At 43.4% G+C, this 24235-nt stretch carries 25 protein-coding genes; 21 read left to right on the forward strand and 4 right to left on the reverse strand.

Translation table 11 applies throughout. The features are described from left to right. Window positions 1-2: 2 nt before the first annotated feature. Genes nikB through OIT90_RS03345 form a run of 5 tightly spaced genes read left to right on the forward strand, consistent with a single transcriptional unit; the run spans window position 3 to window position 4812 of the window. Window positions 3-947: a nickel ABC transporter permease subunit NikB gene (nikB, locus tag OIT90_RS03325; RefSeq protein ID WP_039181545.1), complete on the forward strand. Its 945-nt coding sequence runs from the start codon at window positions 3-5 to the stop codon at window positions 945-947. Continuing rightward, window positions 944-1777: a nickel ABC transporter permease subunit NikC gene (nikC, locus tag OIT90_RS03330; protein WP_039181542.1), complete on the forward strand. Its 834-nt coding sequence runs from the start codon at window positions 944-946 to the stop codon at window positions 1775-1777. The genes nikB and nikC overlap by 4 nt, the downstream gene beginning before the upstream one ends. Window positions 1778-1781: 4 nt before the next feature. Further along, entirely contained in the window at window positions 1782-2597 is an 816-nt protein-coding gene (gene nikD / locus OIT90_RS03335) for a nickel import ATP-binding protein NikD (protein WP_186315103.1), read from the forward strand. A 13-nt stretch (window positions 2598-2610) separates the two neighbouring features. Then, window positions 2611-3426 (forward strand): nickel import ATP-binding protein NikE, encoded by an 816-nt coding sequence (gene nikE / locus OIT90_RS03340; RefSeq protein ID WP_064498023.1) that lies wholly within the window; start codon window positions 2611-2613, stop codon window positions 3424-3426. Window positions 3427-3486: 60 nt separating this feature from the next. Next, window positions 3487-4812 (forward strand): MATE family efflux transporter, encoded by a 1326-nt coding sequence (locus OIT90_RS03345; RefSeq protein WP_039181536.1) that lies wholly within the window; start codon window positions 3487-3489, stop codon window positions 4810-4812. 21 nt (window positions 4813-4833) lie between these two features. Here the strand turns inward: OIT90_RS03345 and yvfG are convergent, their stop codons facing one another. Next, window positions 4834-5049: a protein YvfG gene (gene yvfG / locus OIT90_RS03350; protein WP_024423509.1), complete on the reverse strand. Its 216-nt coding sequence runs from the start codon at window positions 5047-5049 to the stop codon at window positions 4834-4836. A gap of 70 nt (window positions 5050-5119) precedes the next feature. On the opposite strand from yvfG, the gene rpoN reads away from it, so the two are divergent. Next, the gene (gene rpoN / locus OIT90_RS03355) at window positions 5120-6418 is read left to right on the forward strand and encodes an RNA polymerase factor sigma-54 (RefSeq protein ID WP_039181533.1); all 1299 of its coding nucleotides are present in this window, start codon (window positions 5120-5122) and stop codon (window positions 6416-6418) included. A 172-nt stretch (window positions 6419-6590) separates the two neighbouring features. Continuing rightward, window positions 6591-7328: a FadR/GntR family transcriptional regulator gene (locus OIT90_RS03360; protein WP_039181531.1), complete on the forward strand. Its 738-nt coding sequence runs from the start codon at window positions 6591-6593 to the stop codon at window positions 7326-7328. A gap of 27 nt (window positions 7329-7355) precedes the next feature. On the opposite strand, the gene OIT90_RS03365 is transcribed toward OIT90_RS03360, so the two are convergent. Beyond that, on the reverse strand, window positions 7356-8798 hold the full coding sequence (locus tag OIT90_RS03365) for a sigma-54 interaction domain-containing protein (RefSeq protein WP_474892246.1): 1443 nt from the start codon (window positions 8796-8798) through the stop codon (window positions 7356-7358). A gap of 198 nt (window positions 8799-8996) precedes the next feature. Between OIT90_RS03365 and OIT90_RS03370 the strand changes: the two genes are divergently transcribed. The 13 genes from OIT90_RS03370 to OIT90_RS03430 all read left to right on the forward strand — a co-directional run bounded on the left by OIT90_RS03370 (window position 8997) and on the right by OIT90_RS03430 (window position 22493). Beyond that, window positions 8997-10190, forward strand: coding sequence for an ornithine--oxo-acid transaminase (locus tag OIT90_RS03370; protein ID WP_474892247.1), 1194 nt, complete (start codon window positions 8997-8999; stop codon window positions 10188-10190). Window positions 10191-10328: 138 nt separating this feature from the next. Continuing rightward, window positions 10329-11702 carry an amino acid permease gene (locus OIT90_RS03375; protein WP_047203010.1) on the forward strand — a complete coding sequence of 458 codons (1374 nt, stop codon included), beginning with the start codon at window positions 10329-10331 and terminating at the stop codon, window positions 11700-11702. A 309-nt stretch (window positions 11703-12011) separates the two neighbouring features. Beyond that, window positions 12012-13049, forward strand: coding sequence for a sugar-binding transcriptional regulator (locus OIT90_RS03380; protein ID WP_039181517.1), 1038 nt, complete (start codon window positions 12012-12014; stop codon window positions 13047-13049). Window positions 13050-13080: 31 nt separating this feature from the next. After that, window positions 13081-14088: a type I glyceraldehyde-3-phosphate dehydrogenase gene (gene gap / locus OIT90_RS03385; protein WP_012011304.1), complete on the forward strand. Its 1008-nt coding sequence runs from the start codon at window positions 13081-13083 to the stop codon at window positions 14086-14088. A 213-nt stretch (window positions 14089-14301) separates the two neighbouring features. Further along, the gene (locus OIT90_RS03390; protein ID WP_039181514.1) at window positions 14302-15486 is read left to right on the forward strand and encodes a phosphoglycerate kinase; all 1185 of its coding nucleotides are present in this window, start codon (window positions 14302-14304) and stop codon (window positions 15484-15486) included. A 30-nt stretch (window positions 15487-15516) separates the two neighbouring features. After that, complete coding sequence (gene tpiA / locus OIT90_RS03395) at window positions 15517-16278, forward strand: triose-phosphate isomerase (RefSeq protein WP_017359213.1); 762 nt, start codon at window positions 15517-15519, stop codon at window positions 16276-16278. Next, the gene (gpmI, locus tag OIT90_RS03400) at window positions 16271-17806 is read left to right on the forward strand and encodes a 2,3-bisphosphoglycerate-independent phosphoglycerate mutase (RefSeq protein WP_059377572.1); all 1536 of its coding nucleotides are present in this window, start codon (window positions 16271-16273) and stop codon (window positions 17804-17806) included. The genes tpiA and gpmI overlap by 8 nt, the downstream gene beginning before the upstream one ends. 30 nt (window positions 17807-17836) lie before the next feature. Further along, on the forward strand, window positions 17837-19129 hold the full coding sequence (eno, locus tag OIT90_RS03405; RefSeq protein ID WP_003212752.1) for a phosphopyruvate hydratase: 1293 nt from the start codon (window positions 17837-17839) through the stop codon (window positions 19127-19129). A 256-nt stretch (window positions 19130-19385) separates the two neighbouring features. Next, complete coding sequence (locus OIT90_RS03410) at window positions 19386-19655, forward strand: hypothetical protein (protein ID WP_144490063.1); 270 nt, start codon at window positions 19386-19388, stop codon at window positions 19653-19655. Between the two features lie 58 nt (window positions 19656-19713). After that, window positions 19714-20481, forward strand: a complete 768-nt coding sequence (locus OIT90_RS03415) for an ATP-binding cassette domain-containing protein (RefSeq protein ID WP_474892248.1) — start codon at window positions 19714-19716, stop codon at window positions 20479-20481. Next, window positions 20453-21850 (forward strand): hypothetical protein, encoded by a 1398-nt coding sequence (locus OIT90_RS03420; protein WP_151284827.1) that lies wholly within the window; start codon window positions 20453-20455, stop codon window positions 21848-21850. The genes OIT90_RS03415 and OIT90_RS03420 overlap by 29 nt, the downstream gene beginning before the upstream one ends. Further along, a complete protein-coding gene (locus OIT90_RS03425) occupies window positions 21847-22215 on the forward strand; it encodes a hypothetical protein (RefSeq protein WP_151284826.1) in 369 nt (122 codons plus the stop codon). Before OIT90_RS03420 ends, OIT90_RS03425 begins: the two co-directional genes overlap by 4 nt. Continuing rightward, a complete protein-coding gene (locus tag OIT90_RS03430) occupies window positions 22212-22493 on the forward strand; it encodes a hypothetical protein (RefSeq protein WP_474892249.1) in 282 nt (93 codons plus the stop codon). Before OIT90_RS03425 ends, OIT90_RS03430 begins: the two co-directional genes overlap by 4 nt. Before the next feature lie 23 nt (window positions 22494-22516). On the opposite strand, the gene OIT90_RS03435 is transcribed toward OIT90_RS03430, so the two are convergent. Both OIT90_RS03435 and OIT90_RS03440 read right to left on the reverse strand, forming a co-directional pair. Beyond that, window positions 22517-22981, reverse strand: coding sequence for a GNAT family N-acetyltransferase (locus OIT90_RS03435; protein WP_144494124.1), 465 nt, complete (start codon window positions 22979-22981; stop codon window positions 22517-22519). Between the two features lie 14 nt (window positions 22982-22995). After that, window positions 22996-23460 (reverse strand): hypothetical protein, encoded by a 465-nt coding sequence (locus OIT90_RS03440; protein WP_144490073.1) that lies wholly within the window; start codon window positions 23458-23460, stop codon window positions 22996-22998. Between the two features lie 118 nt (window positions 23461-23578). On the opposite strand from OIT90_RS03440, the gene OIT90_RS03445 reads away from it, so the two are divergent. Beyond that, complete coding sequence (locus OIT90_RS03445; RefSeq protein WP_058837609.1) at window positions 23579-24211, forward strand: MarC family protein; 633 nt, start codon at window positions 23579-23581, stop codon at window positions 24209-24211. Window positions 24212-24235: the final 24 nt, after the last annotated feature.

Below are 24235 nucleotides of genomic sequence, written 5' to 3' on the forward strand. Positions count from 1 at the left end.
AAATGGGCCGCTATATCGTCAAACGATTGCTATCAATTATTCCTGTATTTTTATTAGCCACACTGCTCACAACTGGTATGATTCACCTTTCGCCAGTTGACCCGGCTGAGGCATATTTAGCAGCGGCTCATATCCAGCCTACGGATGAAATATTAGCGCAAAAACGAAGTGAATTTGGCTTAGATGAGCCATTTTATATGCAATATCTTCATACCATTGAAAAAGTCATTCATCTTGATTTCGGCCGGTCGTATATGTCCAATCAGCCTGTCGTTGATGAGGTGATGTATCGAATACCGGCGACGATTCAATTGGCACTGACCAGTCTGCTGATCGCTATTTGTGTCAGCATTCCGCTCGGCTTTTTCAGCGGCATGAGGAAAAATGGTGCCGTTGATCATGTGAGCCGGCTCATTTCTTTCTTAGGAGCATCTATCCCAACGTTTGTTTTGGGGTATTTGCTCATCTTCTTTTTTTCAGTGAAGCTCGACCTTTTACCAGTTGAAGGGGTCGGAACATGGGCGCATCTCATCCTGCCGTCGATCACACTGGCAGTCCCTTTAATTGCTACGTATACAAGGCTGTTACGTTCAAGTGTGAGTGAGGCGCTTCAAGAACCTTTCGTTCAATATGCGAGAATGAGAGGATTGAAGGAACAATCGATCATGTTCAAGCATGTGTTCAGAATCGCGATATCGCCGATGCTGACCGGACTTGGGGTGAACCTCGGCAAGCTGTTAACCGGAACCATTATTGTAGAGGCCGTTTTCTCATGGCCGGGGTTTGGCCGCTTTTTTATTGAAGCGATCTTTAACCGTGATTTGCCAGTCATTCAATTTTATGTCCTCATGTCAGCCTGTATTTTTATCTTGAGCAGTTTGATGGTTGACTTGATTCAATTGATCATTGACCCTCGTATTTCTAGAAAGGAAGGCCGCCAGCAATGATGACAAAAGTAAAACATCTCTTCTCTCATCAAAAGATGATCTCGATCTGCGCTCTGCTGCTCGGTCTCCTGCTGATTGTGACAATATGTGCGCCATGGATCGCCCCGCATGATCCGGCAGCTGTTAATCTAGCGATGAAGCTAAAGGGATCTTCGTGGGAGTATCCGCTTGGAACAGATCAATTAGGGCGGTGCAATTTATCTCGTATTTTATATGGTGCGCGTGTTTCGCTCGGCTGTGCGTTATTAATCTTTCTTTCTTCGTTATTCATTGGTTTAATTGTCGGCCTGTTTTCAGGATACAAAGGCGGCTGGATTGATCATGTTTTGATGAGAATCTGTGACGGTGTCATGGCATTTCCAAACCTGGTGCTGATCCTTGGATTAGTCGGTATCTTCGGTCCGGGACTTTCTCAAGTCGTACTAGCCTTGATGCTTGTGCAATGGGTGTATTATGCCCGCGTCTTCCGAGGGATGGTGCTCAGTTTAAAAGAACAGAACTTTATTGCAGCTGCAAAAATCAGTGGGACCTCGCACTGGAATATCATGAGAAAGCATATGATTCCCAATGTCCTGCCGCCATTAGCAGTCATTGGAACACTCGAAATGGGCTGGGCGATTATGGACATTTCTGCGATGTCTTTCCTCGGATTAGGGGTTCAGCCTCCTATGCCTGAATGGGGAGCAATGATTCATGAAGGGAAATCGTATATTCAAACGAATCCTCAATTGATGCTGTACCCGGGTCTTGTGATCATGACTGTGGTGATTCTGTTTAATTTACTAGGAGAAGCCCTTTCAGAGAAATATGGTATCAAACGCCGTGTGTAAAGGAATGATCAATGTGCAAGAGCCCATTTTACAAATAGAGAACCTGCATGTGCATACGAAAACACCTCAAGGGACAACCCCTCTTATTCAAGAAGTATCGTTTGAAGTAGAGCGCGGTCAAATCCTTGGATTAATTGGTGAGAGCGGCTGCGGGAAAACAGTGACAAGTATGTCGATCTTACGTATGCTTGATCGAAAAACAACTGAAGTCACTGGCAGTATCACATTACAGGGACGAGAATTGATCGGTATAAGTGAAAAGAATATGCGGTCCATTCGAGGCAAAGACATCTCATATATTATGCAAAATCCAATGAACAGTTTTACGCCGGTATGGACAATCGGCCATCAGCTGGTTGAAACCATCCGCCGGCATTCTGCTGTTAGTAAAAAGAAGGCACGAGCACAGGCAATGGATGCTTTAGCGCAAATGAATCTGCCGCAGCCAGACGAACTGTTCAACAAATACCCCTTTGAATTAAGCGGAGGGATGCTGCAGCGTGTCATGATCGCCATGGCTGCCTGTATGCACCCGCCCCTCATCATTGCAGATGAGCCGACAACTGCTTTAGATGTACACAATCAGAAACGGGTGCTTCAGCATCTGAATCAAATTCGTCATGACTATGGAACGGCCATTTTACTCATTACCCATGATCTTGGTGTCATTGCTGAAATGGCAGATCAAGTTGTCGTCATGAAACAAGGAGAAATTGTGGAAAAGGCAGGAGTTCTTGAACTTTTTGAACAACCAAAGCATGATTATACAAAAAAACTATTAGCAGCTCGTCCATCTATCCCAGCTGTTTGCCCGATTTGAGGTGAGAAGGCCCTTGCATTTATTAGAAGTGAAAGCAGTCAGTCATGCATACAACAGCCGGTCGTTTCTAATGAGAAATAAAGGCGCAGCCCCTGTCCTGAAAAGCGTCGATTTGAACATTGAAGAAGGCACTTGCCTTGGACTGCTGGGACAAAGCGGTGCAGGGAAAAGTACACTTGGCCGTATCATACTTGGTTTAGAGAAACCAAGAGCTGGACAGGTTCTTTTTGAAGGTCAGGATGTCTATCGTGCAGATCAACAAACACGTAAGCATTTTCGCCGGCATGTGCAAGCGGTATTTCAGGATTCCTATTCGGCGGTAAATCCAAGATGGACAGTTGAACAAATTTTATCTGAACCGCTTGAAAACTATGAAACCATGAGCCGAAAGGAACGTAAAAACGTGCTGATTCACTGGCTGGAAAGAGTCGGGCTCGGTGAAAAGGATTTGTCTAAATATCCGCACCAATTCAGCGGCGGCCAGCTGCAAAGGATCAACATTGCTAGAGCTTTATTGCTCCAGCCAAAGCTCATTGTACTTGATGAATCTGTCAGCAGCTTAGACATGGTCACTCAGGCTGTCATTTTAGATTTATTAGTAGAATTAAAGAAGGAGCTGGGTGTGGCTTACTTATTTATTACACATGATATGACAGCAGCCTATCACTTAAGTGATCAATTGGCGATTCTTGATCAAGGAAAGCTTGTCGCCCAATTTCAATCAAAGGAAGAATTCTTTTCATCAGAAGAGGAAGCGGTGCGGAAAATGAGAGATGCAATGCTCGCAGACCATCCTTTGTCACGAACGATTGGCAGACCGGTTCGGTAAAGCTTTATTATCAACGCCTCTTTGAGAAGAGGCTATTTTTCATGAAAGGCAGGTGGCGTCGTGAACCATCGAGCGTATTTAGCTTTGGCCATTCCTTTAACGATTTCAACGATGACCACTCCTTTACTTGGAGCTGTTGATACAGCGGTTGTCGGTCAGCTCGCAAATCCTGCTTATATTGGAGGCGTTGCGGTCGGCAGTCTCATTTTCAGTACATTATATTGGCTGTTTGGTTTTTTGCGGGTAAGTACATCTGCTTTTGCCGCCCAGGCAAACGGGGCGCAGAATGAGGAGCAGGGTGTTCTTGCTTTTCTAAGACCTTTTTTCGTCGCCATCATCGTCGGACTTTGTTTTATTGCCCTGCAATGGCCGATTATTCAATCTGCTTTTCTAGTGATCTCTCCTGATGCTGATGTCCGTCAATTTGCCGCAGACTATTTTCATATTCGCATTTGGGGAGCGCCTTTTACTTTAATGAATTATGTCATATTGGGCTGGCTGATGGGGATGGCAAAAATGAAAGAAGCCCTTTCTTTACAAATCTTGATCAATGTCATGAATATGGCGCTTGCATTTCTGCTTGTTCATGTGTTTTCGTTTGCGGTCAAAGGAGTTGCGGCTGCGACATTGATGTCTGAACTAACCGCTTTTGTGTTAGGGGCATGGATCATCATGAAGCATTCGTCAAACGGATTCCAGATGCCTTCCATTAAGAAAATCATGGATACTCACGCAGTGCAGAAAATGTTTCATGTGAATAAAGATTTGTTTATCCGGACGATCTGTCTGCTAGTGGTCATCAACATGTTTACGGCAAAAGGTGCTTCTTTTGGTACGGAGCTGCTGGCTGCTAATGCCATCTTATTTCAAATTCACTACATCATGGCTTATTTGTTCGATGGTTTTGCCAATGCGTCCAGCATCCTTGTTGGGCGGTCAGTTGGTGCAAATGACCGTTCTCTTTATGAAAAAACTTTAACCCTTTCAAGGCAGTGGGCACTTGTTATGGCATGTGTCATTGCGGCGGTTTATTTTCTATTAAAAGAGCCGATATTGAGCCTGTTTACAAATCTCCCTCAGCTGCTTGACGTGACATTACGCTATGCGGACTGGCTTGTACTTTATCCGTTTGCGGCTTGTTTCGGTTTGGTCATTTACGGCGTATTTACAGGTGCGACAGAAATTGCCCCTGTTAGAAATTCGATGCTGTTTGCAATGATTTTGTTTATCGTCGTTCAAACCGTGGTCACGCCCATTTGGCACAATCATGGCCTATGGTTTGCCTTTATTATCTATACTGTAGGGCGGTCTGGCTTTTTAATGATGTATAAATCGAGGCTGGATCAGAAGCTTTTTGCATATGATAAACACCCTTTGTCATCTTGACAAAAGGGTGTTCTTTTTCGTTCATTCGCTTTCTTTTTTCACCTTTTGATAGGCTTCATCAAGATGCTGAATTCGCTTCAATACAACCGCATTTTTGGTCAGCTGGTCTTGAACAAGCGTTGACACCACTGAGCGGTAATAGGCATTCATCGCATGAACTTTGTCTTCATTTTGGTTCATGGCGATGTGCTGTTTCAAGTTGTCGACAAAGTATGGAACGGAAAAAAGTTCAGACATAGAAATCACTCCTATTTCGTATATACGGTCCGTCAATCTTCATGTAAAATGATGAGAGGGAGGGGAGACAATGAGCCTTAAACTGCAACAAGAACAGGTATTAAAGCAGGTGCTCACACAAGAACTCAGGCAGGCCATTACGCTGCTGCAGCTGAATTGCGCAGAGCTCGGCGAGTATCTTGACCAGTTAGCGCTTGAGAACCCTCTGATTGAGCGGAAAGACACGGACAGCTATCAACCAGTTTATCATAAAAAATCACAAGAACGAATGACAGAGCCGTATCGAACGCATCAAAAAGAAAGCCTGCAAATGTTTTTAAAAAGACAGGCGATTGATTTGAATTTAAGTGAAAAGAATCAAAGAATCTTTCATTTTATGATTGAGTCCATTGATTCCAATGGCTATCTAAATGAACCGATCGACGCAATGGCAGCTGTCTTAAAGGTGCCAGCTGAAGAAGTAGAAGCCATCCTTCATCAGCTGCAATCACTAGAGCCTGCCGGGATTGGCGCAAGATCATTGCAGGAATGCATTCTCCTTCAGCTGCGAAGAAAAAAGGAGCGCTGGTATGAAGCTGAGCTGATCATCGAAGAGCATTTCTTTCTTTTTGCCAGAAAGGCTTGGAAGGAAATTGCGGCGAAAACAGGTGTTTCAATGAAAACACTCCAAGCGGTACAAGATGAAGTGTCTCAGCTTGAACCAAGACCAGGCCTTCATTTCTCATCTGATGAAGAGCATGTGTATATCGAGCCTGATGTGACGATTACTGTGGTGCAGGATCACATCACATTTGAGCTAAATCAGCGCGCTTTTCCAGACGTTGAAATGAATGAAGGCTACTTCGCCATGATTCAAGACCAAAAGCGGCACGAAGCATACACGTATTTAAAGGAAAAAGAGCAGCAGTACAATTGGCTTGTCCAAGCGCTGAGGCAAAGAAAGCAAACGATGACTCATGTCGTTCGAGAGATTATCTCACATCAGACGGATTTTTTCCTAACAGGGAAACATAAAATGAAACCGCTTACTATGAAGCGGATCGCAGATATACTGCAAGTCCATGAGTCAACAGTCAGCCGTACTGTAAAAGGGAAAATGGTGCAAACCCCTTATGGTCTCATGGAAATGAAACAATTTTTCCAAGCAAAATTAGAAGGGCATTCGCTAGAAGAGGCGTCCAGCTACACAGTCAAAACGCATATTGCAGAGCTCATTCAAACGGAAAATAAGAAAAAGCCGTATTCAGATCAGCAAATCATGACGCTGCTTCAGCAAACCTTTGGCATCCGCGTGTCGCGCAGAACCATTGCAAAATATCGCGAACAAATGAATCTCCCAGCCTCAACGCTGAGGAAGCGCTACGATTAAAAAGAAGTACTTGCCAGAACATGGCACGTGCTTCTTTTTTTGTTGAAAGCAAGGCAGCCCGAAGATTTCTTGAAAATTAAAGAGGGGAGACGTGTGATCTGAAATTTTGGGGTAAAGTATAAGATAGGGCATGAGCCGATAGGGATAGACAACAGTGATGAGGTGAGACCAATTGAAATATAAACAAATCAAAACGAAAAAAATATATGAAGAAATTGCGGATGCATTAATTGAATCCATTCGTACAGGTGAGCTTCTTCCAGGGGAAAAATTAGATTCGGTTCAAGCGCTCTCAGAAAGCTTTCAAGTCAGCCGTTCCGCTGTAAGAGAGGCACTGTCTGCTCTTAAAGCGATCGGATTAATAGAGATGAAACAAGGGGAAGGCACGTATGTGAAGCAGTTCGATCCTGAGCAGCTCACATTTAGTCTGTCTCCTGCATTTTTAATGAAGCAGCATGATATCACGCAACTCCTTGAATTAAGAACCATTATTGAGACGGGTGCTGTCAAAAAGGCAGCGCTTTTGCGAACGGACGATGACCTTCATCAGCTGCGTGAGGCACTCGAACAAATGAAACTAGCAGAAGCGCATAAAGAAATTGGTGAAGAGGCAGACCTCTCCTTCCATCTCGCTTTAGCCAAAGCCTCAAAGAATGATTTATTAAAGGCGTTAATGAATCAGGTCTCCACCTTGCTGGTAGAAACAATGCGGGAAACGAGAAAAGTCGTCTTGTTTTCAAAGAAAGCCTCCATTCGGCAGCTTTACAAAGAACATGAACACATTTACAAAGCTGTTATGGCAAGACAGCCAGAAGAAGCAGAAAGAGCGATGCTCACGCATTTAAAAAATGTAGAAAAACTGCTGAGTGATGTGAGTCAAGAACCGGCAGGACAGTCAGAACCACAGTAAGCTGTGCCGAATGAGGGCACAGCTCTATTATGAACGAGAAATATGCAGTTTCTTCATGCGATATTGCAGACTTTGCCTGCTCATGCCCAATATCTTTGCAGTCTGTGAAATATTATCGTCCATTTTTTCTAAGTAATGGACGATGTATTGTTTTTCGAATCGTTCCATTTGGGTTTGAAAATCAGTCGTATGTTCTGCGCTTGTATAAATAAACGTGTCAGCTGCTGCGGTATGCTGCAAAGGATTCGTCTGTAATTGCGCTGCGGGACGGCCTTCCCTATGTTTAAATCTAAAATGATATGGAAGGTGATGCATGCTTAAGTAATCCTCATCCATCATCATATTCATCCCCGCTTCAATCACATGCTCCAGTTCCCGTACATTCCCCGGCCAATCATACGCTTGAAAAAGGGCTAGTACCTCTTCATCAGCCGCCTTCACCTCCATTTGAAACAGCTCATTATATTTTTGAATAAAATGACTGACAAACGTAGGAATATCTTCTTTTCGCTCAGAAAGCGGCGGAATAAATAAGGTGACAATACCTAGCCGATAAAATAAATCCTTGCGCATGCGTCCGCCTGCGATCGCATCTACAGGGTCCTCATTCATATTGGCAATGACTCTTACATCAACGGCGATTTCTTTTGTGCTGCCTAACCTTCTCACCCGCTTCTCCTGTAATACGCGCAGCAGTTTTGCTTGAAGACCAGGATTCAATGAGTTGATCTCATCAAGCAGAAGTGTACCACCCTGCGCCTGTTCAAATAAACCGGGCTGATCAGTTGCGCCGGTAAAAGCCCCTTTTTGTGTACCAAAGAGCAGACTTTCAATGAGATTATCAGGCAGTGCCGCGCAATTCTGGGTAATAAATGGTCCAGATGACCGGCTGCTGCCGTTATGAATGCTTTGAGCAAATAGTTCTTTTCCTGTTCCTGTTTCTCCTACAATGAGCACATAGGAAGAGGTGCGTGTTGCTCGTTTTGCATGCTCAATCACCTCTAAAAACGCAGGGCTTTGTCCAATAATGGAATCAAAGGTAAAGCGTGTGCTTCCTTTTTTCTTCATATTGTGGTGAATCAGCCGTTCCAGCTTGGTCACATCATTCGAAATTTCAACCGCTCCTTGGATGAGACCATCTCGAACGAGCGGGTATGTATGATTAATCGTTGTGATTTCTTTTCCGTTGTAATTATGATACGTCTGCTTTGCATGAACGGTTTGTTTCCCAGTACGCAGCGCTTGGACAAGCGTACTGTGCATTTCGTCTTGGAAGACGAAGAGGTCTAATACATTTTTATGGAGAACATCAGAGCGTTTCAAAGACTCAATCTCCATCATTTTTTTATTATAAACAACGGTATTGCCATTCTCGTCAATTGCATGAACCCCGACATCAATTAAATCGAGCATTTGTTTATACAGATCAATCTCATTTTCGAGCTTTGCAGTATACTGATCTTCTTTCATTGAGGCACCTCCAGACGTTACCTCTATTTTACATGAAAAATTTTGCGGTTTCCTCTAAAAAATTCGGCATGTGCAAAAATATTTTGCATAAAGAAGCAGATCAATCATCGCCATGGTGCGGACAGAAAGTTGGCACGATCCTTGCATATCATATGTGTGTAGATAAAAGAGGCTAGCTTATAGAAGGAGGAATAGACGATGACACAGACAAATGAATTGATTCAACAAACGGAACAATACGGAGCGGCAAACTATCATCCGCTGCCAATAGTAATTTCTGAGGCTGAGGGAGTTTGGGTGACAGACCCTGAAGGCAATCGATATATGGATATGCTGAGTGCGTATTCAGCAGTCAACCAAGGCCATCGCCATCCCCGCATTATTGAAGCACTCAAAAAACAGGCAGACCGGGTGACATTAACCTCAAGAGCTTTTCACAATGATCAACTTGGTCCTTGGTATGAGAAAATTTGTCAACTGACGAATAAAGAGATGGCACTTCCGATGAATACTGGAGCTGAGGCTGTAGAAACAGCTGTAAAAGCAGCACGACGCTGGGGCTATGACGTCAAGGGAATCGAAGACAATCGCGCAGAAATCATTGCGTGCGTCGGAAATTTCCATGGCAGAACGATGACAGCTGTTTCTCTTTCTTCTGAAGCAGAATATCAAAGAGGTTTCGGTCCAATGCTTCCAGGCATTAAATTGATCCCTTACGGAGATATTGAAGCGTTACGTGAAGCCATCACACCACAGACAGCGGCCTTTCTGATCGAACCTATTCAAGGAGAAGCGGGAATTGTCATGCCGCCAGAAGGCTTCTTGAAGGAAGCGAAGGCGCTTTGTGAACAGGAACATGTGCTGTTCATTGCGGATGAAATTCAGGTCGGATTAGCGCGAACAGGTAAGATGTTTGCATGTGACTGGGAAGACATTGAGCCAGATATGCTGATTCTTGGGAAAGCTTTAGGCGGCGGTGTATTCCCAATCTCGTGTGTAGTCGCAAACCGCGATATATTAGGTGTGTTTAACCCTGGATCTCACGGCTCTACCTTCGGCGGCAATCCTCTTGCGTGTGCGGTGTCGCTGGCTGCACTGGATGTCTTGATCGACGAAAACCTTGCAACGCGTTCTATGGAGCTTGGCGAATACTTAAAAGACAAACTGTCTCGCATTCAAAGTCCTGTTATCAAGGAAGTGCGCGGCCGCGGATTATTTATCGGCATGGAGCTGACAGAAGCAGCGAGACCTTATTGCGAGAAGCTGAAACAAGCAGGACTGTTATGTAAGGAAACCCATGAGACCGTCATCCGCTTTGCACCGCCTCTCACTATTTCTAAAGAAGATTTAGACTGGGCGATTGGTCATATTGAAGCATTATTTCAAGCATAAATGTCAAAGGGGGAGAACCATCACTTTCTCCCTTTCTCTTTCCACGAACAGCGAATTTTGTCAAAGGATGATGAATAGAAGAGTGAAAGTGGGGAAGCGGATTTGAAGCAAGAACAGCATAATGAACTAGAACGTTCCATGAAAAGCAGGCATCTCTTTATGATTGCCTTAGGCGGCGTCATTGGTACTGGTCTTTTCCTTGGGTCAGGACTCATTATCCATCAGGCTGGACCCGGGGGAGCCATTCTCTCCTTTATCATTGGCGGATTGTTAATGTATTTGGTGATGCTCTGTCTTGGAGAATTAGCAGTGGCGATGCCGACAGCGGGTTCCTTTCAAGAGTATGCAACCAAATATATAGGCCCGTCCACAGGCTTTATGATCGGCTGGCTTTACTGGTTTAGTTGGGCATGTACAATTGGACTGGAGTTTACGTCAGCAGGCATTTTGCTCCAAAGGTGGTTCCCAGATATCCCTGTTTGGCTGTGGTGTCTTGCATTTAGTGTGATTTTATTTGCCGTGAATGCCATCTCAGCTCGCAGCTTCGCTGAAACCGAGTTTTGGTTTTCAGCCATTAAGGTCGCTGCCATCCTATTATTTATTATCATTGGAATTGGCGCAATTTTCGGAATGATTCATCTGAAAGATGGAGAACCAGCCCCTCTATTTCGTCATTTGACGGATCATGGCGGACTATTTCCTAACGGCGTTTTTGCTATTTTATTAACCATGGTCACGGTCAATTTCTCCTTTCAAGGAACAGAACTTGTAGGGATTGCAGCAGGAGAGAGTGAAAGCCCTGAAAAAACATTGCCGCGATCTATACGAAATATTATTTGGAGAACGATGGTCTTCTTCGTTTTATCCATTGCGGTACTGGCCGCTCTTCTTCCGTGGCAGACAGCAGGCACTGTCGACAGTCCGTTTGTCGTCGTGCTGGACAAGGTCGGCATACCATATGCTGCAGATATCATGAATTTTATCATCATCACAGCCGTCTTATCTGTAGCAAACTCTGGGTTATATGCATCATCACGTATGCTCTGGGCGCTTTCGAAAGACGGGAAAGGTCCCGACTTTACGAAAAAACTGTCCAAGCGTAAAATTCCGATCAATGCATTATTGGTGACAATGGGTGTATCTGCACTATCTCTGCTTACAAGTGTTGTAGCACCAAAAACGGTGTATGTGTGGCTCATTTCTATTTCTGGTATGGTCCTTGTTGTGGTCTGGATGTCCATTTGCTTGTCCCAGTATTTCTTTAGAAAACAATTCATAAAGGAGGGCGGAGATGTAAAGGATCTCGTCTTCCGAACACCGCTCTATCCATTTGTTCCATTAGCAGGCTTTATCGCATTTGGCATCGTCCTCATCAGCTTATTTTTTATCGAGGATCAGCGGATCGGCCTTTATTGCGGAATCCCGTTCATGGCCGCCTGCTACATCATTTATTATCTTAAAATCAAACCGAAGGAAGAGGCAAAACAGTTTGGAACCATCACAAAAACATAAGCAGGTCCTGAAAAAAATGTGCATGCTGATATCACCAGCATGCACATTTTCAATCGTGTATTCATTCTATATAAAGGGAAATAAATATTTTGAAAAGAAATATCATCGCAAGAACCTTGATGACAAGCAGGCTTTCGGTGAAAATGTGTCTATTTTTTGTCTAAATGTGTTTCTAAGAGTTGAAAATGCAAGATTATCCTGTTAAAATAATTAAAGAAAGCAGGGATTGATTTTTTTTGGCTGTGGCGGGACGTTTTTTGTCACAGTGGGACGTTTTTAGTCCAACGTGAAAAGAAAGGGTCGTTAGCCATGAATCGTTTATTGGAAGCTCAAAAAAAATTATTGCCAGATCTTCTCATTGTTATGCAAAAACGCTACGACATTTTGCAGTACATCAGATTAGCTGAACCAATTGGCCGCAGAAGTCTTGCGACGAGTCTTGGTCTCAGTGAGCGCATCTTACGTGCTGAAGTTCAGTTTTTAAAAGAACAAAATCTGCTGGATGTCAAAACGAGCGGCATGATGCTGACGAGTGAGGGTCACGCTTTGCTTGAAATGCTTGAAGGAATGATGAAGGACGTTTTAGGTTTAACCTTTTTGGAAAATACATTAAAGAGAAAGTTAGGCCTGGAAGAAGTCATTATCGTTTCTGGTGACAGTGACGAATCCCCGTGGGTGAAGCAAGAAATGGGAAGAGCTGCTGTCCAATGTATGAAAAAAAGGTTTACTGGAAATAATATCGTCGCCGTCACTGGCGGAACGACGATGGAAGCCGTTGCCGAAATGATGACCCCTGATGCCAAAAACCGCGATATGATGTTTGTCCCTGCGAGAGGCGGTCTTGGGGAGAATGTTAAAAATCAGGCAAACACCATTTGTGCCCACATGGCTGAAAAAGCTTCCGGTACTTACAAACTGCTGTTTGTTCCAGGGCAGCTTTCAGAAGGTGCATACTCTTCCATTATTGAAGAGCCGTCCGTCAAAGAAGTGCTTCAAACGATTAAATCGTCCACGATGCTCATTCATGGTATTGGTGAAGCAAAAACAATGGCGATGAGACGAAATACACCAGCTGAAGATTTAAAAAAGATTGATGAGCATGACGCAGTGACAGAGGCCTTTGGCTATTACTTTAATCGTGATGGTGAGGTCGTACACAAAGTGCACTCCGTCGGCATGCAGCTAGATGATCTAGAAAGCATTCCACACATCATTGCTGTTGCAGGTGGATCATCAAAGGCGGGGGCGATTGAAGCTTATTTCAAAAAACCACGCCGAACGGTTCTCGTCACAGACGAAGGAGCCGCAAAAGAGTTATTAAGGGAGTCAATTGATCCCTCAATATAAAACATTGTGACCTATAAAAGGAGGAAACATCATGGCAGTAAAAGTCGGTATTAACGGATTTGGACGTATTGGACGTAACGTATTTCGTGCAGCATTAAATAATCCTGAAGTTGAGGTAGTAGCGGTTAACGATCTAACAGATGCTAACATGCTTGCACACCTTTTACAATATGACTCTGTTCACGGAAAACTAGATGCAGAGGTTTCTGTAGACGGTACAAACTTAGTAGTGAACGGTAAAACAATCGAAGTATCAGCTGAGCGTGACCCTGCGAAATTAAGCTGGGGTAAACAAGGCGTAGAAATCGTTGTTGAATCTACTGGATTCTTCACAAAACGTGCAGACGCTGCGAAACACTTAGAAGCTGGCGCTAAAAAAGTCATCATCTCTGCTCCTGCTAACGAAGAAGATATCACAATCGTTATGGGTGTAAACGAAGACAAATACGATGCAGCTAGCCACGATGTCATCTCTAATGCATCTTGTACTACAAACTGCTTAGCACCATTTGCAAAAGTACTTAACGATAAATTTGGTATCAAACGCGGTATGATGACAACTGTTCACTCATACACAAATGACCAGCAAATTCTTGACCTTCCGCACAAAGACTACCGTCGTGCTCGTGCAGCTGCGGAAAACATCATCCCAACTTCTACAGGTGCTGCGAAAGCTGTTTCACTTGTATTGCCTGAACTTAAAGGTAAATTAAACGGTGGCGCTATGCGTGTTCCAACACCTAACGTTTCTTTAGTTGACCTTGTTGCTGAATTAAACCAAGATGTAACAGCTGAAGACGTAAATGCAGCACTTAAAGAAGCAGCTGAAGGAGAACTTAATGGAATCCTTGGCTACAGTGAAGAGCCATTAGTATCTGGTGACTACAATGGTAATGCAAACTCTTCAACAATCGATGCTCTTTCTACAATGGTGATGGAAGGCAGCATGGTGAAAGTGATCTCTTGGTACGATAACGAGAGTGGATATTCTCACCGCGTTGTTGACCTTGCAGCTTACATTGCAAAACAAGGTCTTTAATTTCTCACACTGAAGGAACTCACTTGGTTCTTTCCTAGAGACACGATATAATGAAGACGGACAAGGGAAGGGGAAGCATCCCTTTCCCTTTTTCTCTGTTTTTATCCGTTCTGCACGATTTCTCGTTTTGATGAGGGCAAAATGGGAAAAGGATAAAGAGAGTCTTGTCCAATGCGTAAGGAAACCAGAATAAAGGAGGATCTCCTGACGAGCATGAATAAGAAATCAGTAAAAGACATTGACGTAAAAGGTAAAGTTGTGTTCTGCCGCGTAGATTTTAACGTTCCAATGAAGGACGGAGAAGTGACGGATGATACTCGTATCCGCGCAGCATTACCAACGATTGAGTATTTAACAGGACAAGGCGCAAAGGTACTGCTAGCTAGTCATTTGGGTCGTCCGAAGGGTCAAGTTACTGAAGAACTGCGTCTGACACCTGTGGCAAAACGTCTGCAAGAGCTTCTTGGAAAAGAAGTGGAAAAAGCAGATGAAGCTTACGGCGACAACGTGAAAAAGCAAATCTCTGACTTAAAAGAAGGAGATGTGCTAGTGCTTGAAAACGTTCGTTTCTATCCTGGTGAAGAAAAGAACGATCCTGAATTATCAAAAGCATTTGCTGATTTAGCCGATGTGTATGTCAATGATGCGTTCGGTGCTGCACACCGTGCACATGCATCGACAGCAGGTATTGCAGCTTATCTTCCGGCTGTTTCAGGCTTCCTCATGCAAAAAGAGCTTGAGGTGTTAGGAAAAGCCATTTCAAATCCTGATCGCCCATTTACAGCGATTATCGGCGGCGCAAAAGTAAAGGATAAAATCGGTGTGATTGAAAGTCTTCTTGATAAAGTAGACAACCTCATCATCGGCGGCGGACTTGCTTACACATTTGTGAAAGCACTTGGCCACGAGGTAGGGAAATCTCTATTAGAAGAAGACAAAGTCGATTTAGCGAAATCCTTTATGGACCGTGCAAAAGAAAAAGGCGTGAACTTCCTGATTCCAACAGATGTTCTGGTAGCCGACGACTTTTCAAATGATGCGAATACAAGCATTGTGCCAATCTCTGAAATTCCAAGTGATCTAGAAGCACTTGATATTGGAACAGAGACAAGAGAAAAGTATGCTGACGTTATTAAAAACAGCAAACTTGTTGTCTGGAATGGGCCAATGGGTGTATTTGAAATCGATGCATTCGCTAAAGGAACAAAAGCAATCGCAGAAGCACTGGCAGAAGCAAAAGATACATATTCTGTCATTGGCGGTGGAGATTCAGCAGCAGCTGTTGAGAAATTTGGTCTTGCCGATCAGATGAGCCATATTTCTACAGGCGGCGGCGCTTCACTTGAATTTATGGAAGGCAAAGAACTTCCTGGTGTTACTGCATTAAACGATAAATAAGACCAAAACTGCTATAAGGAAGTGTCAATCATGAGAAAACCAATTATAGCTGGGAACTGGAAAATGAACAAAACACTTGGCGAAGCAGTCAGCTTCGTTGAAGAAGTTAAGTCATCTATTCCATCTCCTGACAAAGTGGAATCCATTGTCTGTGCGCCAGCTCTTTTCCTTGAAAAGCTAAACAGCCTATCAAACGGAACAGACCTTAAAATTGGTGCACAAAACATGCACTTTGAAGAAAATGGTGCATTCACTGGTGAAATCAGCCCTGCTGCTCTAAAAGATCTAGGCATCGGCTATTCAGTGATTGGGCATTCAGAGCGCCGTGAATTCTTTGCTGAAACAGATGAAACAGTGAACAAAAAAGCACATGCTGCATTCAAGCATGGCATCGTTCCAATTATTTGTGTAGGTGAAACGCTTGAAGAGCGTGAAGCTGGCAAAACAAATGAACTTGTCGCTGATCAAGTGAAGAAAGCACTAGCTGGTTTAACGAAGCAGCAAGTGGCTGAATCTGTGATTGCCTATGAGCCAATCTGGGCTATCGGTACAGGAAAATCTTCTACAGCGAAAGATGCAAACGATGTTTGCGCACACATCCGCCAAACCGTTGCAAGCGAATTTGGTCAAGAAGCGGCAGACAGCCTTCGCATTCAATATGGCGGAAGCGTGAAGCCTGCAAATATTAAAGAATATATGGCAGAATCCGATATTGACGGTGCTTTGGTAGGCGGCGCAAGCTTAGAACCTCAGTCTTTCGTTCAATTATTGGAGGAAGGTCAATATGAGTAAGAAACCAGCAGCATTAATCATCTTAGACGGGTTCGGTTTAAGAGGCGAAACAGTCGGTAACGCTGTCGCACAAGCAAAAAAACCGAACTTTGACCGCTACTGGAACGAATTTCCGCATCAAACCTTAACGGCTTCAGGTGAGGCAGTAGGTCTCCCAGAAGGTCAAATGGGGAACTCTGAAGTGGGGCATTTGAACATCGGTGCAGGACGCATTGTGTATCAAAGCTTAACAAGAGTGAATGTTGCCATTCGTGATGGGGAATTTGAGAAAAACGAAACGTTCCTAGATGCAATGACTTATGCAAAAGAGAATGACAAGGCGCTTCATTTATTTGGTCTCTTGTCAGACGGCGGTGTGCACAGTCACATCCAGCATCTTTTTGCCCTGCTGAAGCTGGCGAAAAAAGAAGGCTTAACAAAAGTATACATTCATGGCTTCTTGGACGGACGTGACGTTGGTCAGAAGACAGCCAAAGTGTACTTAAAACAGCTGGAAGAACAAATCAAAGAAATCGGTGTCGGTGAAGTGGCAACACTTTCTGGACGCTATTACTCAATGGACCGTGACAAACGCTGGGATCGTGTGGAGAAAGCGTACCGCGCGATGGCTTATGGTGAAGGCCCAAGTTATCAAAACATCTATGATGTCGTTGATGACTCCTATGAAAATGGAATCTACGATGAATTCGTTATTCCATCTGTCATTACGAGAGAAAATGGTGAGCCGGTTGCCAAAGTAAACGACGGCGACTCTGTGATTTTCTATAACTTCCGTCCAGACCGTGCCATCCAAATCTCGAACACTTTCACAAATGCAGATTTCCGCTCGTTTGACCGCGGAGAAGCTCATCCGAGGAATTTACACTTCGTCTGCTTCACACACTTCAGTGAAACGGTTGACGGCTATGTGGCCTTCAAACCAGTGAATTTGGATAACACAGTAGGAGAAGTGCTTGCTCAAAACGGATTGAAACAGCTGCGGATTGCTGAAACAGAGAAATATCCTCACGTGACGTTCTTTATGAGCGGTGGCCGTGAAGAAGAATTTCCTGGTGAAGACCGCATCTTAATCAATTCACCAGATGTGGCAACCTATGACCTTAAGCCAGAAATGAGCGCTTATGAGGTAAAGGATGCACTTGTTGCAGACATCAATGCTGACAAGCATGATGCGATCATTCTGAACTTTGCTAACCCGGATATGGTTGGTCATTCAGGTATGCTTGAGCCAACAATCAAAGCCATTGAAGCAGTAGATGAGTGCTTAGGAGCTGTAGTCGACGCAATCCTGGCAAAAGGCGGACATGCCATCATCACGGCAGACCACGGTAACGCAGACGTGCTAATTACCGAAGAAGGAAAGCCGCATACTGCACATACAACGAATCCTGTGCCAGTCATCGTGACGAAAAAAGGTGCGACGCTTAGAGAAGGCGGCATTTTAGCCGATCTATCTCCAACGCTTTTAGACTTACTTGGTCTTGAAAAACCAAAAGAGATGACAGGAACATCATTGATTCAAAAATAACAAATTGATTCAAAAGGAGAGAAATTAAAAATGCCATACATTGTTGACGTATATGCACGCGAAGTATTAGACTCTCGCGGTAACCCAACAGTTGAAGTAGAAGTTTACACAGAATCTGGCGGCTTTGGCCGTGCGCTTGTTCCAAGTGGTGCTTCTACTGGTGAATATGAAGCAGTAGAACTACGTGACGGAGACAAAGACCGTTACCTTGGAAAAGGTGTTCTGACAGCTGTAAACAACGTAAACGAAATCATTGCACCAGAGCTTTTAGGCTTTGATGTAACAGAACAAGTAGCGATCGACAAAATGTTAATCGAACTTGACGGAACAGAAAACAAAGGGAAATTAGGCGCAAACGCAATCCTTGGCGTATCTATCGCTGTAGCACGTGCGGCTGCTGATTTCTTACAAATTCCACTTTATCAATACCTTGGTGGATTCAACTCCAAAACGCTTCCAGTACCGATGATGAACATCGTCAACGGTGGAGAGCATGCGGATAACAACGTAGACATTCAAGAATTCATGATTATGCCTGTAGGTGCTCCAAACTTCCGTGAAGCACTTCGCATGGGCGCTCAAATCTTTCATAGCCTGAAATCTGTATTAAGTGCAAAAGGCTTAAACACAGCTGTAGGTGACGAAGGTGGATTCGCTCCAAACCTTGGTTCTAACGAAGAAGCACTTCAAACAATCGTTGAAGCGATCGAAAAAGCTGGCTTCAAACCAGGTGAAGAAGTGAAACTTGCAATGGATGCTGCATCTTCTGAGTTCTACAACAAAGAAGACGGTAAATATCATTTATCAGGCGAAGGTGTTGTGAAAACATCTGCTGAAATGGTTGACTGGTATGAAGATATGGTATCGAAATACCCAATCATCTCTATCGAAGACGGCCTTGATGAAAACGACTGGGAAGGTCACAAACTATTAACTGAACGCCTTGGCAGCAAGGTTCAGCTAGTAGGAGATGACTTATTCGTAACGAACACGAAGAAGCTTTCTGAAGGTATTAAAAATGGTGTCGGTAACTCTATCCTGATCAAAGTAAACCAAATCGGTACATTAACTGAAACATTTGATGCAATCGAAATGGCAAAACGCGCAGGATACACAGCAGTCATCTCTCACCGTTCTGGTGAAACTGAAGACAGCACAATTGCAGACATCGCTGTTGCAACAAACGCTGGACAAATCAAAACAGGTGCTCCGTCTCGTACGGACCGTGTGGCGAAATACAACCAATTACTTCGCATCGAAGATCAATTGGCTGAAACAGCACAATATCACGGCATTGCAACATTCTATAACTTGAATAAATAATGTCAGCTATGCGCTGCGTTCCACTCTTTCATGAGAGCGGGACGCAGCGTTTTTTTTGTTGAGCGAAATCCGCTGGCTAATTCATTTGACTTATCCTATTTCTGTAAAACCTCCTCCTTCAGTTAGAGAAGAAGTCAAAACCCCCTCCATTTATAAGCACTAAATCATGAAAATTCGTCTAAAAATATGATCTGAAATGAACTTATGCTTTCTGTAAGGGGGTGGTATCATTTTACATATATTAGGGGGTGATGAGATGCTGAATCCTTTTAGCCTTCGTTTTCCAATAGGTATGTATATGTATATTCTTCACCTATTGGCGGCATATGATGAAAGGAAGCAACGAATTCTAACTTCTAAGAATGTACAGAAAAACGCATTTTGGATTTATGTCCTTGCCGCTATATTGGGCATTATTTCACTTGGAGCATTGATTTGGGCATGCAAGACCTTTGGACGGGGCTCGAAATTTTTAGGAGAGTTCAAATTATTAGGCATGTACGTTAAAATCCAGTGTGGTTATTAACAGGGATGAGAACAGATGCAAGGTCATCTGTTCTATCTGAATCAAACGGAGGGATATGATGCTGACATTACAATTAAAAGAAAAAACATATAGCCGCACCTTCTCTCTCCGCAATATTCAAATAAGTGTCGAGAAAGGGCAGATGCTGCTGCTTTTGGGGCATAATGGTGCGGGAAAGACGACGATGATCCAATCCATGTTTGGGCTGACGCCATTTATAGGATGCGTCACTTTACATGGTAAACAGCTGAACTTTCAATCCTCAGAACATATCTCCTTGTTGAAAAAACATGTTTCCTATATTCCTGACGATCATTCGTTGTTCGATTATTTATCGCCGAGGGAATACTTTCAATTACTTCAGCTGCCAAATGAGCAAGATGTCACACGGGAAGAGACGTTTATTGATCTGTTTGAGCTGGGGGCGTATATGGATCAGCCTATCGCTCAGCTGTCTCATGGCAATCAAAAGAAAACACAGATCATTTCCCAGCTCCTCAGGCCATGTGATTATTATGTGTTCGATGAGCCAACAAACGGACTTGATCCAGATATGATGATCATCTTAAAAAAGGTGCTCATGAAGCTGAGAGAGCAAGGCGCTGGCATTCTCATTTCAACCCATCATTTGAGTTTTGGTGATACGCTTTATGACCATCTCATGATCTTGAGAAATGGATATGTCAAGCTGGATATGTCCCGCCAAGAAACGAATCAGACATTTCCTCATCAGGCACTTGAAGAGATTTATAAAGAAGTGAATCGAGATTACTATATGCAGGTGGAGAGGTTACTCAATGATCTGGACACGACACGTTCTTCATAAAATAGAATGGGGGATGCTGACAGCGAAAGTCAAGCAGCTCGCAAAAAAGTACCCTATACAGCTTCTCGCAGCCGCGGCTTTTTTCTTGCTCATGTATGCGATATACGTCGTTATCAGCCTGCGCTTTTTCATGCAGGCAGGAGAAAGCGAGCCGGCTGCTCTATACCTCCAATTGATGAAAATGACGCTTTTACTTTTAAGCGTAGGCATTGTGTTATCCCGCAATAAATTAAAGCGCCAGGAATATCAATTCTACTTTTTGAATAGTGCGATACAAAGTGTGCCATTTGTCCTTTGTGTATATTTCTTTCCGATGCTCTTTTGTTTCCTCGTGGTTGGACTGCTTTTTTTACCGATTGTATTAGGCCTTTTGATCAGCGGTGTTACGCCATCTCTGTATTGGATAACGGTTGTGTGCATGACTTGCTGTGTACTGGCGCTGCTTGCGCTTGCTTCTTGGATGTTAATGCGGATTGCTGTGAGCCATTTCATATCAAAAACAAAAGAGCATTTGCTGCTGCAAACGCTTGGCTTTGCGGTGCTGAATCTATTGGTGTTTCTCCTTTTGCAAAAAGCAATGGAGATGATCCGCGTATGGCCACCAGTCTATCTCATATTTCTAATGATCCTTTTAAGCGCAGGCTGGCTATGGCTGAAGGGGTTAGCGGCTTCTTATGTCCATTGGATGTTTTTGCAGCTGAAAACAGAGGTGAAGTCGTTTTCTTATAAGAAAATCAGAACGAAATCTTCCTTTCTGACGCACCTGCGGCAGGAATTGGTCTATTTCAGCCGGTCAGTTGTTTTTAAAGAACAGGGCATTTTGTTTTTATTTCTCGTTTGTTTAACGGCGGGGCTGCCATTTGTTTTTACACCGGTAGAAACCGGCTGGCTGTATGCCTTTATTGTGCAGTATGCGTTAAAGGAAATATTGATCATGCTTCCGCTGATGATTGGCAGAGAATATCATATGAATCAAAGGGCCATCTTTATGTTAAATACATCAAAGGGCGCTTATTTATTGTCGAGAATTTTATTTTATTACGCTATTAATTTGTTGATATATTTTGTGTTTATTGGGTTTGCATCTATAGTGATAGGCATTGAAAGTGAAGGCCATGTCCTTGCAAGTTTGTCCATTTTGTTGATCACTGTCATGGCGGCCTGTACCGGATTTATCGTGAAGATCAGTGAGTTTAATAAACTGTTTGTCATCGTAATGATGATTGCTGTATTCAGCTTCATCGATATGCTTTTATTGAAGTGGCTTTCAACAGATGTGTATCTTCTCGCCACCGCCTATCTGTTAGGTTCACTTGCATTTTTCAGCTGTATATATGCGGTCATGTTAAAGAGGCCTGTCTTGCGATGATAGAGCTTGTGTGTAGTTTCCTAGCGGTTGTGCTGATACATGAACTTGGTCATATGCTGATGGTGATGGTGTGTAACAAAATCGAAAAAAGACCGCTCTTTGATTTTGTGATAACGATTGATTGGAAGCATGTGGCGGTCGTCCATGAGAAATTTGTCCGGCCGAGCTTCAATATGATGGTGGCACTTGCAGGCCCGCTCTTTCCGGTGCTTTGTTCGATTGTGCTTTTTATGATATGGAAGCATCCGGTAAGTCATCAACTGCTGTTTTTTTCTTTACTAAATACGGTGATGCTGCATCCAGCTTGCCCAGACGGGAAAAATATCACAGCCAGTTTAAAAGAGATGAAGGAGAGAAAGAGATGATTAAAGTATTTCATTCGTTTTCCAGCGGTTTAACACTTGCGATGCTGTATGTATTTGCTGTGTTTATGACCCCTGTTTTTTTACTGCTGCTAGAGGTCAATCCTGTTGAATCAAGTCCATCAATGTTTGGCATGCCATTTTATATCATGAAAATTGAAGAGTATCAATTCAGTTCAGAGGCGACGCTCTTTGGATGTGTGGTCTGCTTTTTAGCTGGCGCCGTGCTCTATTTTTTTATTCAATATGTGAAGCATGTGGTGAAAAAGCGCAGAACATAAAAAAAAGCAGACGGAACAAAACATCAGTCTGCTTGCAAAGTGAGTGAGAGCCGTACCATATCCATACACTGAATGCCATTTTCAAAAATCGGTTCATCATAATGCTTAAGAAAGAAATCGTGGTCAATAGATGTCATGCGGAAGCCGCATTTCTGATAAAGTGCGAGCTGCTGGATACTCGAGTTACCTGTGCCGATTTCAATCGTGTGAAAGCCGGCGGCTTTCGCTTCAGCAATGGCATGGTGGATCAGCTGTTTTCCAATTCCTTTTCCTTGCCATGATTCCTTCACGGCGACGTTGATAATTTCGACTGTCTGCTGAGACAGAGATAAAAGCACATAGATACCAATCACGTCCTGTTCATGATAAGCGGCATAACAAGAGCCGGATTGCACATATTCAAGTACCTTTTCCTTTGAAGGATCAGCTAAGAGTAAAAGATCCATAGGGGCAGATTGATCACCTGACAATGGCCGAATGTGTATCATGTTTTTCATCCTTTCTATTCTTTAATATATCCTTGTTTCACACCCCAATCATATTGATCCTGTACCCATTGTGAGGGCGGATTGTGGGTGACATTTGGGTCTTTTTTGACAGTTGTTTTCCTTGGAGTCTGTGAAGTCTGCTTATTCGCTTGAGCTGTGGCTTTCGCTGCTGTCAGCTCTTTTTGAAGCTGGTCGATTTTTGCCTCAAGCGCTTTACGCTGTTTGACTTCTTTTTGATAGGCTTTCTTTTCTTTTTTGAGCTTTTTCGTGATGGTAGACAGTTTCTTTTTTTGATCTTCGTTTTTATGCTTCATATCTGCTTGATTTGATTTTAACTTCGAAAGCTGCTCAGTGTTTGTTTTGCTTTCTTGCTGATGTTTTTCCTCTGCTGCTTGGATGGACTGCTGCTGCCAAACAATCCAGCCGGCTGCTCCTAAAACCACAGCACATAAAAGGATGATGGTGATCGTTTTTTTCATGTGTCATTCCCCTTTCTTTAAACCTTTATTATCATCGGTTAAATATATACAGGTTTTAACATCCTAAGGGAATATTCACATCAGATTGGCAGACACTAAGAAAAAAGGAGGGTGTCTGTTGATTTCCTTTATGATTCATGTCGTGGTCTCATTATTTGCTGTATCAAACCCCATTGGAAACGTGCCTCTTTTTATCACCTTAACTGAAGGATATACAGAGAAAGAACGCTCCCAAACAGCCAAAAAAGCCATTGTGGTCTCTTTCATTATTTTGGTTGCCTTTTTATTGGCAGGGAGGCTCATTTTCAAATTGTTTGGGATCGATATTCATGCACTCCGCATCGCCGGAGGTATTTTCATTTTTGGTATCGCTTACAATTTACTGAATGCAAAGGAGTCACATGTCCAAAACCCTCATTCTGAGGAAAAGGCAGAAAGCAAAGAAAAGGCGGATGTCTCGGTTACGCCGCTGGCGATCCCGATCATCGCTGGTCCCGGTACAATCGCTACAGTGATGAGCTTAACCCCGGGAAGTCAAGTGATGCTTCACATGTTTGCGATTTTAATCGGCATTGTCATCGTACTGGCGATGACCTTTTATGCCTTTCATTATTCAAGTTTCATTATGCGAAAAATGGGGAAAACAGAGATGAATGTCGTGACGCGCTTAATGGGATTAATTCTTGCTGTAGTGGCAGTTGAAATGATTGGTGCGGGCTTAAAAGGGATGTTTCCGATGTTTATGTCATAAGTGTATATAAAAAAGCTGTTTTTT

The sequence above is a fragment of the Bacillus sp. ABR genome (assembly GCF_056172715.1).

Excerpts from the sequence above, each read along its gene's own strand:
- OIT90_RS03440 (WP_144490073.1), bottom strand. The coding sequence starts at position 23,460 with ATGAAAAAAACGATCACCATCATCCTTTTATGTGCTGTGGTTTTAGGA.
- yvfG (WP_024423509.1), bottom strand. The coding sequence starts at position 5,049 with ATGTCTGAACTTTTTTCCGTTCCATACTTTGTCGACAACTTGAAACAG.
- OIT90_RS03365 (WP_474892246.1), bottom strand. The coding sequence starts at position 8,798 with ATGAAAGAAGATCAGTATACTGCAAAGCTCGAAAATGAGATTGATCTG.
- OIT90_RS03425 (WP_151284826.1), top strand. The coding sequence starts at position 21,847 with ATGATAGAGCTTGTGTGTAGTTTCCTAGCGGTTGTGCTGATACATGAA.
- tpiA (WP_017359213.1), top strand. The coding sequence starts at position 15,517 with ATGAGAAAACCAATTATAGCTGGGAACTGGAAAATGAACAAAACACTT.
- nikD (WP_186315103.1), top strand. The coding sequence starts at position 1,782 with ATGATCAATGTGCAAGAGCCCATTTTACAAATAGAGAACCTGCATGTG.
- nikB (WP_039181545.1), top strand. The coding sequence starts at position 3 with ATGGGCCGCTATATCGTCAAACGATTGCTATCAATTATTCCTGTATTT.
- OIT90_RS03380 (WP_039181517.1), top strand. The coding sequence starts at position 12,012 with ATGAATCGTTTATTGGAAGCTCAAAAAAAATTATTGCCAGATCTTCTC.
- OIT90_RS03390 (WP_039181514.1), top strand. The coding sequence starts at position 14,302 with ATGAATAAGAAATCAGTAAAAGACATTGACGTAAAAGGTAAAGTTGTG.
- gap (WP_012011304.1), top strand. The coding sequence starts at position 13,081 with ATGGCAGTAAAAGTCGGTATTAACGGATTTGGACGTATTGGACGTAAC.
- OIT90_RS03430 (WP_474892249.1), top strand. The coding sequence starts at position 22,212 with ATGATTAAAGTATTTCATTCGTTTTCCAGCGGTTTAACACTTGCGATG.
- OIT90_RS03370 (WP_474892247.1), top strand. The coding sequence starts at position 8,997 with ATGACACAGACAAATGAATTGATTCAACAAACGGAACAATACGGAGCG.
- nikC (WP_039181542.1), top strand. The coding sequence starts at position 944 with ATGATGACAAAAGTAAAACATCTCTTCTCTCATCAAAAGATGATCTCG.
- gpmI (WP_059377572.1), top strand. The coding sequence starts at position 16,271 with ATGAGTAAGAAACCAGCAGCATTAATCATCTTAGACGGGTTCGGTTTA.
- rpoN (WP_039181533.1), top strand. The coding sequence starts at position 5,120 with ATGAGCCTTAAACTGCAACAAGAACAGGTATTAAAGCAGGTGCTCACA.
- OIT90_RS03375 (WP_047203010.1), top strand. The coding sequence starts at position 10,329 with ATGAAAAGCAGGCATCTCTTTATGATTGCCTTAGGCGGCGTCATTGGT.
- eno (WP_003212752.1), top strand. The coding sequence starts at position 17,837 with ATGCCATACATTGTTGACGTATATGCACGCGAAGTATTAGACTCTCGC.
- OIT90_RS03435 (WP_144494124.1), bottom strand. The coding sequence starts at position 22,981 with ATGATACACATTCGGCCATTGTCAGGTGATCAATCTGCCCCTATGGAT.
- OIT90_RS03410 (WP_144490063.1), top strand. The coding sequence starts at position 19,386 with ATGCTGAATCCTTTTAGCCTTCGTTTTCCAATAGGTATGTATATGTAT.
- OIT90_RS03415 (WP_474892248.1), top strand. The coding sequence starts at position 19,714 with ATGCTGACATTACAATTAAAAGAAAAAACATATAGCCGCACCTTCTCT.
- OIT90_RS03420 (WP_151284827.1), top strand. The coding sequence starts at position 20,453 with ATGATCTGGACACGACACGTTCTTCATAAAATAGAATGGGGGATGCTG.